The organism is Deinococcus sp. (genome assembly GCF_018260405.1).
Taxonomy (GTDB): domain Bacteria; phylum Deinococcota; class Deinococci; order Deinococcales; family Deinococcaceae; genus Deinococcus.
This window is the reverse complement of sequence record NZ_JAGLBG010000015.1, coordinates 1-12,495: the sequence shown is the minus strand read 5'-3', so window position 1 is coordinate 12,495 and position 12,495 is coordinate 1. Positions and strand designations below refer to the sequence as shown.

The window sequence follows — 12,495 nt, the reverse complement described above, 5'->3', positions numbered from 1 at the left end:
ACCGTACAGGCGGTGCCTTCCTGGGCAAAACGGCACCCAGGATGGGGCGTGACCGCTGTCTTGATCAAAACGGCACCCAGAATGGGGCCTGACCGCTTCCCGCCTGAGCCAGAATGGAGCGGAATGCGTATAACCCCCCTCCTGGTGATGGAAGGGGGGGAAAGGACTGGCGTCAAGTTCAGTTCTTGACGAAGCAGGCTTTGACGCGGCCCGGTGCGGGATCACGGCCCCACTCCTGCACGGTGCACTGGAAGTTGGGCGAGGAATCGTTGATGCCGAACACGTACAGACCAGCTGCGCCGAAAGCCACCTGCTTGTTGGCGACATTGGTGCAGGTGCCGCCCTGCGGAGCGCACTGGACATAGCCAGCGGGGGCAGTGGGCTGCGCCGTGGGTGCGGGTGAGGGGGGTGAAGCTGGGGCCGCAGCCGGAGTAGCTGTGCCGGAAGACTTGACGAAGCAGCCTTTGGCACGGCCTGGTGCGGGGTCACGGCCCCACTCGCTGACGGTGCACTGGAAAGTGGGCGAGGCGTCGTTGACGCCGAACACGTACGACCCGGCGGTGCCGAAAGCCACCTGCTTGTTGGCGACGTTGGTGCAAATACCGCCCTCGGGAGCGCAGAGGGTATAGCCCGCTGGTGCAGTGGGCTGGGCCGCTGGAACAGGGGTTGGCACAGGTGCCGGTGCTGGGGCTGGTACCGGTGCGGGCGCAGGGGAAGGCGCAGGGGCCGGAGTTGGGACTGGGGCTGGGGCCGGTGCTGGGGCCGGTGCTGGGGCCGGGGCTGGGGTGGGCGCGGGGGCGCTAGTGCTGGCTCCCAGTTTACTCAGCGCACCGGGCAGGCTAATCAGACCGTAGCCGACATTGTTATTTTTGCTGCCCGCGTTGCTGGCGCTGGCGTAAAGCGCATTCTTGACCGTGTCCACGCTGGTGCCGGGTCTGGCCGAAAGCATGACCGCTACGGCCCCCGCAGTGATCGGACTGGCCTGCGAGCTGCCGCTAAGGGCGCCGTATTTTCCGCCGGGAAAGGTGCTGGTGATTTCCACGCCGGGCGCCGCTACATCCGGCTTGATGAACACGCCGTTGATCTTGCCCTGCCAGGCCACCGGGCCACGGCTGCTGAAACTGGCGACGTTTCCGTTCTGGTCGACTGCGCCGACCCCAATCGCGTCGGGTAGGTTGCCGGGGCTGCCAGTGCTGCTGCTGCTGGGGCCGAAATTCCCGATGGCGAACACTGGCACCACACCTGCTTTAAGCATGTTCTGCACGGGCACGATGAACTCGTCGTAGGTGCCTGGAATCCCCAGGCTCATGTTGACCAAGTTCGCGCCGTCGTTGGTATCGGCATTGTTGTCGGGGTCTAGCACGTACTGCATTCCGGCGATCACCTGCGCGAAGGTTCCCTCGTTGCCCGGCAGCACCAGTGCACTGATGATCTTGGCGTCGGGGGCCACCCCGGTTTTGCTGCCGACCATCAGGCCAGCGGTGTGCGTGCCGTGGTCAGTGGTGTCGTGGGCCTGGCTGTTGACGCGGTCGCCGTCGCTCCCGAATTCCTGAAACGCGACGACTTTGCCTGCGAGGTCTGGATGACTGGCGTCGATCCCGCTGTCAAGGTGCCCGATACGGACGCCCTGTCCCCGGAATCCGGCGGCCCAGGCCTGCGGCGCACCGATTTTTTCGAGGTGCCACGGTGTTCCGGCGGGGGCCGAAGCGGCGCTCAGGGCGGCTGCTTTGGGAATCTGAACTTTGAAGTTCTCGAAGACTTCCGACACGAACGGCAGCAGTGACAGGGCGCGGGCCTGCACTGGCGTCATGGGCAGGTAGATACTCTCGTCGAGCCAGAGCTGAGTGGCCGCGCCCGACTTGAGCGCCGAGTTCAGGAAGCCCGCCGATGGGCCGAGGGCGGCCAGCCGGGCAGCGAGCTGGGAGCGAAGGTTCTTGTACAGGGCGCGGCCCTGCGTGGTGTTGGCGACATTAAAACGGACAATCACGCCGACCTGGGTCTGGTCGCCTGCTTTGGCCCGTTGCAGCAGGGACGGCGAAAGGGTCCCCGCACTGGCCTGGGACACACTGCCCAGGGCCAGGACCACACCGAGCGCAGTCAGAATTCCGGCTTTTTTCTTCATGGTGCTCAGCCTAACTGGAGCCACTTGACGCCCCCTGAACGCAGCATGAGGACTTCTTGATAACGGGTCAGTCTCAGGTCAGTTCGCCAGTCAGTAGCTCCTGGCTACAGTGACGCGGGTCTGGGAAAAGCGCCCAAACTCGCCTTGCTCCGTAGCTTTGCAAGTGTGCTCGGGGCGACGGCGCAATCATCGCCTCGCAGCTGGGTATACGGACAATTTCCGGACGGGCACTCACTCTCAGCCGCTTACTCTCAGGCACTTTAAGCGCCTGTGCCGTATCCTGCCCTGATGCGCCGCGCCCTGCTCCTTGCCCTGCTTCTCGGGAACAGTTCACTCAGTCGGACTACGGCTCCGGCGGCGGCTCTGGCTACTGCCCTTCCAGCCACTGCGCTCCCGGCCCAGACCAAAAAAGAGGCTGCCAATGCCCAGACCGTGCCTGGTGAAGTGACTCTGAAACCCGAAAAACCACTGGTGCCGGGGGTGGTTGCGGCGCTGCGGGGTCTACCTGCCGGAGTCAAGTACGCCGTGCTGGTGCGGAATGCTAGCGACGGAAAGGTGCTCGAATCTTCCAATGCCGACCTGCCACTTATTCCGGCCAGTTCCCTTAAAACCGTGACCGGGGCCGCCGTGCTGCTGAGCCGTCAGGGGGCGCGGGGCTGGTGGAGTACCGAGCTGACTGTGCCCGCTACCGAAGTTGGAAAGGCCAGCGTGACCTCGCTGACCCTGCGCGGCAGTGCCGACCCGCTTTTAACCGTCTCGGACGGCCCGGACAGTCTGCGTGAACTGGCGCGGCAGGCTTACGCGCACGGCGTTCGGCAGGTTAGACAACTGCGCCTAGACGAAACGCGGCTCAATGGCGCGACTTTTATGAAAACGGATTACGCCGCCCCGATGCTTGCCGTGCGCCTGCGCGACTGGGATACGCTGCCGCCCCCGTCGGTTGAGGTGGCCCGGCAGCTTCTGGGCGCGGCGCTGGCCGCCGAACTGGGCCGCGCCGGAATTCGGGTGGCCTCGCCTGCACTGCAACCTGCGCCCGCTTATGTCCGGTACAAGCCCCCAGTGGTCAAGGACAAGGACGGCAAAGTGTTGCCGCCTGCGCGGTTAATTCCGCCTGGGCGACGCCCCGAACAGGCCGTCGCCAGCGTGCGGGGTACCGGGGTCGTGCCTTATGTCTGGTCGACCCTGCGGCCCAGCAATAATGCCCAGGCCGAGAGTCTGCTGGCGACCCTGGCGGTGCGGCCCGGCGGCGACGGCACCCTTAAAGGCGCGGCGGCCCACGAGCTCAAGCTATTGCGTAAGCTGGGCGTGAATGTCACTGGCCTGCGGCTGACCGACGGCAGCGGGCTGGGCCGTGAAAACCGCCTGACACCCCGCGCCCTGACCGACCTGATGAAGGTGATGTACGACCTGCCGTATCCGTTGGGAAAAAGTGGCCTGCCCGACCAGCTGTACCACGACCACCAGAACGCGTTTGTTGAGGCGCTGCCGCTGGCCGGAACCGGCGAGAATCTGCCCGAACACGGCGGGCGCGGCGGCACCATGGCCCTGCGGCTGGTAGGCAGTGGGCTGGACGTGCGGGCCAAGACCGGCACGCTGCCCGGCGTGAGCAGTCTGGCGGGCTATGAGCGGGCCAAAAGTGGCCGCCTACTGACCTTCGCCATCATCATGAACGGCCCCGAGACAGTAGACCTGTTGGCGCTGCGGGCAGTGCAAGACCGGATGGTGCGGGCGATGGCTGCGGCGCACTGAACTGGCGCAACGGGTTGCCCAACCAGACAGCAATCCGTACGAGTCGGGCCTCTCTTTAGAGCAGTGCTTTAAGTCGGGTGTGGCATCGCTCACGCGCCGCTGACCCCGGCTGGCCTAGACTGTAGACGTGAATAACGGACAGCGGAGTTTCGGGGGGCGGGTCGTGGTGGCGACCGCGAATGCGGGCAAGGTGCGCGAGATTGAGGCCGCCCTGCAGGGCCTGGGCTGGCAGCTCGAGGCTATTGGAAACCTGCCGATGCCCGAGGAAACTGGCGCGACCTACGAGGAAAATGCCGCTCTCAAAGCCTGTTCGCTGGCGCTGGCGACCGGTCTGCCTGCCCTGGCCGACGATTCCGGCCTGGAAGTGGCCGCCCTGAACGGCGAACCCGGCGTGTACTCGGCCCACTTCGGCAACCGCGCCAGCGACCTGGAGCGCAACCTGTACCTGCTGGAGCGGCTGCGTAACCGCCCGGATCGCCGCGCTAAATTCGTCTCGGTGGTCGTGCTGGCGTACCCCGACGGCGTGGTCGAGGAATACCGTGGCGAGGTGCCCGGCGTAATTCTGGAAGGGCCACGCGGCGAGGGCGGCTTCGGCTACGATCCGCTGTTCTTGCCCGACGGTCAGGCACCGGGCCATGAACCGCTGAGCATGGCCGAGATGACGACCGAGCAAAAGCAGGCGCTTAGTCACCGGGGCAAGGCGCTGGCCGCGCTGCTGGCCGCCCACCAGAGCGGGGCCGCCCGGCGCAATTATCCGGTTGGCGGGGCAGGCAGCCGCCTCGAATAAGCGGGTAGGGCAGGACGCAGCACGAAGTCACCAGACTTGCCGACCCCGAGCAGGCCGCGTGTTGGCTAAACGCCCGGCCCTAGGAAAGCTTGACGCTGGGGCCGTCATTTCCCGGCTTCCAGCCACCTGCGCTGCCGACTTCGGGTATCCTGTTCGTTATGTCTGCTGTTAAACCGCGCCCCCAGATTCAAGCTCTGCACCCTGATTTTGAACACGAAACCGAGCATCTGAATGCGACGGTAGCGGCCATGATTCGCCAGATCGAGTTCTGGGAAGACCGCGACAAGAACGCCGGGGCCGACCTCGAAACGTCGGTCACGATGGCCGACACTTCCGAGGAACACGCGGCCATGCTCAGCGTGCATGTGCATCAGCCGTATTTCGGCAGCCTTACGGTGCGCGTAGGTGGGCGTGAGCAGACCCTCTATATCGGCAAGCACGCGTTCCTGGACACCAAAGGCGGGCATAGCGTGGTGGGCTGGGAATCGGAAGTGGGCAGCCTGTTCTATTCCGACACGCTGGGCTGGACTCCCCGGCGCGGCGGGCAGGGTGTCATTCGGCGGCGGCGGCAACTCGACGTGGCGCACAAGCACCTGCTGCGCGTGACCGACCTGTACGACGACGAACAGGGCGGCGATACCGGCGGGCGCGAAGAAGTGCTTATTCGGCGACTCGAAGAACAGTCGACCGCCGGAATGCGTGACGTGGTCGAAACTTTGCAGCCCGAGCAGAACGAGGCGATGCGCTGGCCTGCCGGAACCCCGGTGATTATTCAGGGGGCCGCCGGGTCGGGGAAAACCACTATCGGATTTCACCGCCTCGCCTGGATGACCAGCCGTGACCGTGGCGTGCACACCGCCGCGCCCGAAAAGTGCATGGTGCTGATGCCCAACAAGGTGCTGGCGGCTTACGCGGCCCGCATTTTGCCTGAACTGGAGTTGCAGGGCGTCAACGTGACCACCCCTGAAAGCTGGATCACCGGGCTGCTGGGGCTGGAAAAACTGGAAGTCACCGACCGCACGCTGACACTGCTGCTGACCGACACCGACAACACCCGCCGGGCGCTGGCGTGGCGGCGGGCCAAGCTGCTAGGCGACGCCCGGATGCTCGACGTGGTGCGTAACCACCTCTGGAACAAGTTCAACCACGCGCTGACGGGCCAGAGCTTTAGCGAACCGGTCGAGTTGCGGGGCCGGGAGCCGAAGCTGGTCACGTTCAGTCAGGCCGACCTGGGGGGCCTTCTGCGCGACGTGTTTGCCGCCGACCCGCAAGAAGGCTACCGCGCAGGCTTCCGCAAGCTGCTCGATGACGCCGCGCTGGCCCAGGTCAACGTGCCGGAGGGCGAGGAACTCAGTGTGCGCCGTCAGCTGGCGGCCCCATTCACGGCGCTGCTGGGCAAGATTTTCGCCTCGACCACGCCCGTTACTGAAACCCGCCGCCTGCTGGGCGACCCCGACGCGCTGCGTGCCAGCGGCCTGCTGACCGACAAGGAAATCAAGCTGCTGCTCACCGACCCGCTCTCGGGCGTTCCGGCCCCGCGCCGCGCCCACGCCGATGTGACCGAGTTGCCGCTGATGCTGGCGGTGCAGGCCTTCACGGGCGGCATCGGGCGGCAAGACGGACGCAGCCTGGAACTGTTCGACCATGTAGTGCTCGATGAGGCGCAGGACTACTCGCCGCTCCTGTACGCGCTCCTGGGGCGGGCCACGCGCCCCGGCCACATCACTGCGCTGGGCGACCTGAACCAGGGGATGCACGGCTACAAGGGGCCGAGCAGCTGGGAAGCGGTGCAGGCGCAGCTGCCAGGGGCCAAAGTGCTAACTCTCTCGCGCACCTTCCGCAGCACCCGCCAGATCACGCAACTGGGGGCACGAATTGCCAGCACCTACAACCGGGCCGCCGACGTGCGCGGCGTAGACCGTGACGGGGCCGAGGTGCAGCGGTACAGCGGCGGAGAAAACGAGCTTCCGCTGATTGCCCAGGCGGTTAAGGATGCCCGCGCCGCCGGGCACACCAACATCGCCATTGTGACCCGGCGCGGGGCCGATGCTGAGCGTCTTAGCGAAGAGCTGCACGACTACGACACCGATGCGCAGCCGATCACTACGCAGGAACACCGCTACAAGGGCGGGCTGGTTATTTTGCCAGTCAACCTCGCCAAGGGGCTGGAATTCAGCGCCGCGATCGTCGCTCAGTGTAACGAGCAGACCTATGACGACAGCACCGAGTACGAGCGCCGATTGCTGTACGTGTCGGCCAGCCGCGCTCTGCACTGGCTGGCCCTGACCAGCGCAGGCGAGCTGCACCCGCTGGTGCGCGAATGATACGGACTCGGAGAGCTGCGCCGCAGGCGGTGCCCTCTTGGGCAGAGCGGCACCCAGAAAGGGGCCTGACCGCTGTCTTGGGCAAAACGGACCTGCTTGAGCGCAGTTCGTATGAGCATAAAGCAATGGAAAAACGCCCAGCCAGATACGGTTGGGCGTTTTCCCTTGACGTGCTGGACTTCAGTACTCGACGCTGACGACCGTAAATTTGGTGGTTGCGCCTTTGGCTCCCTGCAATTCCAGGGTGTCACCGGCCCGCTTGCCTCCGAGGGCCTTGCCGATGGGGCTGGCGTCGCTGACCTTGCCTTTGAGCACATCGACCTCGTAGGTGCCGACCAGCTCAAACTGGCGGTCCTTGCCTTTTTCGTCTCTCACCACCACTTTAGCCCCCAGACCAATCGCGCCGGTGGCGTCCTCGGGAATGATCTGGGCATTTTCGAGCTGGTGCTCGATCTGCACGATGCGGCTTTCGTTTTCACTCTGCTGCATGCGGGCTTCGTCATAGGCGGCACTTTCACGCAGGTCGCCGTCGGCAATGGCCGAACCCATGTATTCGCTGATCTGTTCCCGCCGCGTGGTCTTGAGGTGTCGCAGCGTTTCCTGCAACTTGTCGTAGCCGCGCTGGGTCATGGGAATGCGTTCTTTGGTCATAGCTTCCGATTATAAGGCTTTTGGCTGATGCTGTCCGGCAACTCGGATGAACGGAACTCGGTTTTAGCCTCCCTGCAAGAAGCCGCCCGCTTGCCTGCCGCGCACCGGACCTCAGTAGCGTTCGTTGCTTCGGGTCACCAGTAGCCTGACCTCGTGGGGACTGGTGGCCGCTTCCAGAGCCGCGTCCAGCGTAATCAGCCCCTCGGAATACAGCTTGACAAGGTACTGATCGAAGGTGTGCATCCCTCGAATATTGTCTTCGAGCAGAGCGTCTTTAATGAGCGGCGTCTTGTCCTCATCCCTAATGTAATCCTGCACCAGCGGCGTATTAAGCAGCACCTCGGTGCCCAGCACGCGGCCCAGGCCGTCGGCGCGGGGCAGTAGACGCTGACTGACGATACCGCTGAGCGACTCGGCCAGCAGTTTACGAATCTGCTCGCGTTCGTAGGGGGCAAAGAAGTCGATGATGCGGTTGACGCTCCGCACAGCGTCCTGGGTGTGCAGCGTGCTGATGACCAGATGCCCGGTCTGCGCCGCACTCAGGGCCGCCTCAACGGTTTCTTTGTCGCGCATCTCGCCGATCATGATCACGTCGGGGTCCTGGCGCATGGCGTATTTCAGGGCCGTGCGAAAGTCCTTGGTGTCGTTGCCGACTTCCCGCTGCACCACGATACTTTTCTTGTTTTTGTGCAGAATTTCGATAGGGTCTTCGATGGTGATGATGTTGCCCGCCAAGTGGCGGTTGATGTAGTCGATCAGACTGGCCACGCTGGTGCTTTTGCCGCTGCCCGTCGGTCCGGTAATCAGAACCAGGCCGCGTGTCTTGCCCGCGAATTCGGTCATAACCTCGGCGGGCAGTCCCAGCGCCTCGAAACTGGGAATGGCGTCGGTGACCACCCGCATCACGATGCCCACCGCGCCGCGCTGCCGGAAGATGTTGCAGCGGAAACGCCCCAGCCCCGGCAGGCTGTAGGCAGTATCCAGTTCGTTGCGGTACTCGAAATCCTCGCGCTCATCTGCGCTCAGCAGGGCCAGCGCCAGCGCCAGGGTATCGGCGGGCTTCAGCGGCTGCTCGCCAAAGGGCACCAGCAGGCCGTCGATCCGGCCCATCGGCGGGCTTCCGGCTTGCAGGTGAACATCCGATACGCGCCTGGCGACCATTTCGTGCAGCAGTTCGTCGAAGGTCACCGTGTCGCTCCCGCCGGGTGTCTTGGTCCCAGTGGCATGGCGGCCAGCTGCGCCTGACGTTTCAGATCACGCGGGTAGCTGGCGTGGCCCCCGTGTAGATACCCCCTGACTGGCACGAACCCGATCACGGCGCGCTTAGCCGGTGCGTAGGACAACGTTACCGGGTCAGTCAATACCTGGGGAAAGTGACTTCGTTCGGCCCCTTGACTTGCCTGCGTAAGAGGTGTCACTGGCGTCTGTCCAGTCCTAGTGCGCCGACCAGCGAGTCGAGGAGCCAGGAAATGACCGTCAGTACGATGGCCCCCACGAAAGCGCCCCCGAAGCCCGCCACGTTAAGCCGGGTCAGTGCGGCGACCAGTTCCAGCACCACCGCATTGACGACCAGGGTAAACAGCCCCAGGGTCAGCAGGTTGATCGGCAGGGAAAGCAGCAGCAGCACCGGGCGAATCAGCGCGTTCACGATGCCCATGACCAGCGCCGCCAGCACGACGTTGCTGGCCGTACTTCCAGGATCGAACCACACGCCGCCGTACACACGGGTCAGCAGATAAAGTGCCAGCGCATTGATGGCGAGCCGAAGAAGAAATCCCATGTTCAGAGAATAATCGTTTGGTGCTCTGTACTTCCCGGTTCTAGTTGCACGTATCCAGAGAAAGCGCGCGAATCCGCTCTGCGGCGCAACTGTACCGGGCAGTCACTTAGAGCATTGTGCAAAAAGATGGTGCTCTTTTGACCATCTTGTTGCCGAGTGGAGCGAGTGAACAAGAAAGAGCAGGACGGAGAATGAAGGGGGCGGCGGTATTTTGCCGACGTGCCCATCATTCGGAGAACTGGTCTAGCGTGCAGCTGGCAGGTTTCCGCAGCGCTCAGGCGGGCTTGTCTTCACCGAAGTTCCAGAAATCGAGATCGTCCACGGCGCTGCTCAGGTTATCGAGTTTGGCGAGGTCATCGGCTCCGGCATGGCCCTGGATATGCACCCCGGAGGTCTGCTCTCCAATCGCTCCGGCCATAACTTCGTGTGATACACCCGCAAACAGTCTGGCTGCCTGCTGGGGCGTGGCGTCGAGCAGCACGTCCTTAAGCACCTCGTCGGGCACTTCCTGGGACACTGTGGCCCGTGCCGAGGCCAGGGCCATAGCATCGATTTCGGGACGGGCCGCCGTTTCCTCGTCGAGGTCGCGCGTGCCGGGCGGGGTGACCACCGGAAAATCTTGTGAAGTCTCTGCCGCCCGGTCGCTCACGACGCGGCGCATCCGCAGAGCAGCGATTATCGCCACGATGATAAGCAGGATGATTACGATTGTCATTGGGTTACCTTATCCATAAATGGTTGCCGTTACCTTCCCCTAGCTGGTGGGACGAGTGTAAAAAATGTCCCATACAGGCCCTGTTTACCTGAAGGCCAGCGACCAGGATTGCTGACTGCCTCCAGGGTAAAGCGGCGACTATTTCCCTTCTCTTACTTTCTGCTCACCTGTGCGCGTGAAGACTTTCAGCCAGAAGTCTGCTAGGGAGGTGCCGGGTCATACGGAGCGCTGGTTGAACCGGGCAGTGTTGGATTCAATCTGAGCGGCGATCTCTTCTGCGACGGGCGACGCCTTGAGCACAGCTTCTCTCCTCCCTGCGTTTCAGCCGAAATCGTCCGGTACTGAACACACCCCGCCTCTCAGCGGTTCTACACTCGCCCGCTACTCACGTGAGAGACTGTAGTTTGCTGTACTCCCGTCTGCCCGTAAACATTGAAGATGGTTCCCTGGGACCTTTCAAAGCCGTCTATAGCTTTAGTGAAAAGTGTTCTCCTGCCTTTCGGCGCAGGCCAACAAAAGCGCGGGCTACTGCTGTCGCCCACGCTGGTCAAGAAGCTGCTTGTGCGTTCAGCTTTCGCTATAGGTCTTTTCGATAGGCATGCCCACGGCGTTGCCCCACTCGGTCCAGCTGCCGTCGTAGTTGCGGACCCTGGGGTAGCCCAGCAGCTCGTGCAGCACGAACCAGCTATGAGAACTGCGCTCGGCGATGCGGCAGTAGGCGATCACGTCTTTGTCGGGCGTTACGCCTTCGCCGCCGTACAGGGCCTTGAGTTCGTCGGCGGTCTTGAAGGTGCCGTCCTCGTTGGTGGCTTTGGCCCAGGGAATGTTACGGGCGCCGGGAATGTGGCCGCCGCGCAGGACGCCTTCTTGCGGGTAGTTGGGCATGTGAGTCACCTTGCCGCTAAATTCGTCGGGGCTGCGAACGTCCACTAGGGCGTTTTGCCCGGCCTGCACGCCCGCAAGGTGGCCACGCACTTCCTCACGCAGCGCCCGCAGGTGATGGTTGCGCTGTGGGGTAGGGTAGATGGTGGGCGTGATCTGCGGGGCATCGGTAGTCAGTTCGCGGTTTTCCTCGGTCCACTTCTGGCGGCCCCCATTCATGATCTTGAGGTTTTTTACGCCGCTATAGCTGAGAAACCAGTAGGCGTAGCTGGCCCACCAGTTGCTCTTGTCGCCGTACAGCACCACGGTGTCACTGGGGCTGATGCCCAGTTTGCCCAGCAGCTCGGCCACACCCGCCTCCTGAATGTAGTCGCGCTCGACCGGGTGCCACAGGTCGCCCTGCCAGTCGAGCTTAACCGCGCCGGGAATGTGGCCGGTTTCGTACAGCAGAATATCTTCGTCGACTTCCACGAGCTTTACGCCGGGCTTGCCCAGGTTCTGGGCGACCCAATCAGTGCTGACCAGTACATCTTTTGCGTATTCCATAGCCTTTTTCTCCTTGGGGTGACACTTGCTTACTGTGGTGACGCTTGAACGTTACGCCCGCATTCTAGGCCAGCCTCTATAGTTGATAAAAGGGGTCAACTGGACAGACCTCACTATGCCTGCCAGTGGGTCGGCGTTACAGTGACGTATGACTTCCGAAGCCCCCGCCCTGCCGGAAAAACTTCAGACCATCGTGGGTATGTTCAAAAGTGTGCCCAAGACCATGCGTCTGCAAGCGCTGCTGGATTACAGCAAGCGGCTGCCTGCCCTGCCCGCAAAATACACCGAGCACCCCGAATTCATGCAGCCGGTGCCCGAATGCACCAGCCCGTTTTTTCTGGTAACCGAGCGAGACGAGCAGGGCGGCGTGCAGATGTTTTTCAAGGTGCCTGAGGAGGCCCCCACCGTGCGCGGCTACGCGGGCATTTTGCGCGATGCCCTGAACGGCGAGTCGCCCGAAACGATCCTCAGCGTGCCCGACCAGTTCTATATGGAGATGGGCCTTAGCGAACTGATTACCCCGATGCGGATGCGCGGAATGGGAGCCATTCTTGCGCGGCTCAAGCGCGACGTGCAGTCTCAGGAGCAGGCCAGCGCCTAAGCAGACCGGTTCCCGACTACGCCAGAATTAGAGCCATTCTCCGAATGAGGGGCAGGTCGGAACAACACCGCCGCGCCCTTCATTCTACGTCCTGCTCTTTCTTTTTCACTTGTTCCACTCGGCAAAAAGATGGTCAAAAGAGCGCCATCTTTTTGCACAATGCTCTAAGCGAAGCTGGTATGGGCCGTGGTTCGGACAGCTTTGAAATTACGGTCTTCAGGTTGCGATCAACGCGGTGAGTTGTGAAACTGACAGAGGCGTTGATGAGAGGCTGTCTGAGGCCCTAACCATGGGAAATGTTTTAGGCTTTAACGGTGGAACGCGCAGCTTACCCTAGC

Annotated in this window: 10 protein-coding genes; 4 read left to right on the top strand and 6 right to left on the bottom strand. The window is 63.0% G+C overall.

The window, feature by feature from the left end; genetic code table 11:
- Nucleotides 1-178: 178 nt before the first annotated feature.
- Complete coding sequence (locus tag QZ269_RS03565) at nt 179-2,122, bottom strand: S8 family serine peptidase (protein WP_291424383.1); 1,944 nt, start codon at nt 2,120-2,122, stop codon at nt 179-181.
- A gap of 288 nt (nt 2,123-2,410) precedes the next feature.
- Here QZ269_RS03565 and QZ269_RS03560 point away from each other — a divergent pair, with 288 nt between their 5' ends.
- The 3 genes from QZ269_RS03560 (at nt 2,411) to QZ269_RS03550 (ending at nt 6,982) form a co-directional block, all read left to right on the top strand.
- Nucleotides 2,411-3,871: a D-alanyl-D-alanine carboxypeptidase gene (locus QZ269_RS03560; RefSeq protein WP_291424381.1), complete on the top strand. Its 1,461-nt coding sequence runs from the start codon at nt 2,411-2,413 to the stop codon at nt 3,869-3,871.
- A gap of 127 nt (nt 3,872-3,998) precedes the next feature.
- Entirely contained in the window at nt 3,999-4,658 is a 660-nt protein-coding gene (gene rdgB / locus QZ269_RS03555; protein WP_291424378.1) for an RdgB/HAM1 family non-canonical purine NTP pyrophosphatase, read from the top strand.
- A gap of 158 nt (nt 4,659-4,816) precedes the next feature.
- A complete protein-coding gene (locus QZ269_RS03550) occupies nt 4,817-6,982 on the top strand; it encodes an ATP-binding domain-containing protein (RefSeq protein ID WP_367272200.1) in 2,166 nt (721 codons plus the stop codon).
- 180 nt (nt 6,983-7,162) lie between these two features.
- On the opposite strand, the gene greA is transcribed toward QZ269_RS03550, so the two are convergent.
- The 5 genes from greA to QZ269_RS03525 all read right to left on the bottom strand — a co-directional run bounded on the left by greA (nt 7,163) and on the right by QZ269_RS03525 (nt 11,556).
- Nucleotides 7,163-7,633, bottom strand: a complete 471-nt coding sequence (gene greA, locus QZ269_RS03545) for a transcription elongation factor GreA (protein WP_291424376.1) — start codon at nt 7,631-7,633, stop codon at nt 7,163-7,165.
- Between the two features lie 111 nt (nt 7,634-7,744).
- Nucleotides 7,745-8,821: a PilT/PilU family type 4a pilus ATPase gene (locus tag QZ269_RS03540; RefSeq protein WP_291424374.1), complete on the bottom strand. Its 1,077-nt coding sequence runs from the start codon at nt 8,819-8,821 to the stop codon at nt 7,745-7,747.
- A 226-nt stretch (nt 8,822-9,047) separates the two neighbouring features.
- Nucleotides 9,048-9,413 (bottom strand): phage holin family protein, encoded by a 366-nt coding sequence (locus QZ269_RS03535; protein ID WP_291424372.1) that lies wholly within the window; start codon nt 9,411-9,413, stop codon nt 9,048-9,050.
- A 274-nt stretch (nt 9,414-9,687) separates the two neighbouring features.
- Nucleotides 9,688-10,128 carry a hypothetical protein gene (locus QZ269_RS03530; protein ID WP_291424370.1) on the bottom strand — a complete coding sequence of 147 codons (441 nt, stop codon included), beginning with the start codon at nt 10,126-10,128 and terminating at the stop codon, nt 9,688-9,690.
- Between the two features lie 567 nt (nt 10,129-10,695).
- Nucleotides 10,696-11,556 (bottom strand): sulfurtransferase, encoded by an 861-nt coding sequence (locus QZ269_RS03525; protein ID WP_291424368.1) that lies wholly within the window; start codon nt 11,554-11,556, stop codon nt 10,696-10,698.
- 148 nt (nt 11,557-11,704) lie between these two features.
- On the opposite strand from QZ269_RS03525, the gene QZ269_RS03520 reads away from it, so the two are divergent.
- Nucleotides 11,705-12,157: a SufE family protein gene (locus QZ269_RS03520; RefSeq protein WP_291424366.1), complete on the top strand. Its 453-nt coding sequence runs from the start codon at nt 11,705-11,707 to the stop codon at nt 12,155-12,157.
- Nucleotides 12,158-12,495: the final 338 nt, after the last annotated feature.

Bases quoted from the DNA above. Each gene is read 5' to 3' on its own strand.
- greA (WP_291424376.1), bottom strand. From the start codon at position 7,633: ATGACCAAAGAACGCATTCCCATGACCCAGCGCGGCTACGACAAGTTG.
- QZ269_RS03530 (WP_291424370.1), bottom strand. From the start codon at position 10,128: ATGACAATCGTAATCATCCTGCTTATCATCGTGGCGATAATCGCTGCT.
- QZ269_RS03565 (WP_291424383.1), bottom strand. From the start codon at position 2,122: ATGAAGAAAAAAGCCGGAATTCTGACTGCGCTCGGTGTGGTCCTGGCC.
- QZ269_RS03560 (WP_291424381.1), top strand. From the start codon at position 2,411: ATGCGCCGCGCCCTGCTCCTTGCCCTGCTTCTCGGGAACAGTTCACTC.
- QZ269_RS03550 (WP_367272200.1), top strand. From the start codon at position 4,817: ATGTCTGCTGTTAAACCGCGCCCCCAGATTCAAGCTCTGCACCCTGAT.
- QZ269_RS03525 (WP_291424368.1), bottom strand. From the start codon at position 11,556: ATGGAATACGCAAAAGATGTACTGGTCAGCACTGATTGGGTCGCCCAG.
- QZ269_RS03535 (WP_291424372.1), bottom strand. From the start codon at position 9,413: ATGGGATTTCTTCTTCGGCTCGCCATCAATGCGCTGGCACTTTATCTG.
- QZ269_RS03520 (WP_291424366.1), top strand. From the start codon at position 11,705: ATGACTTCCGAAGCCCCCGCCCTGCCGGAAAAACTTCAGACCATCGTG.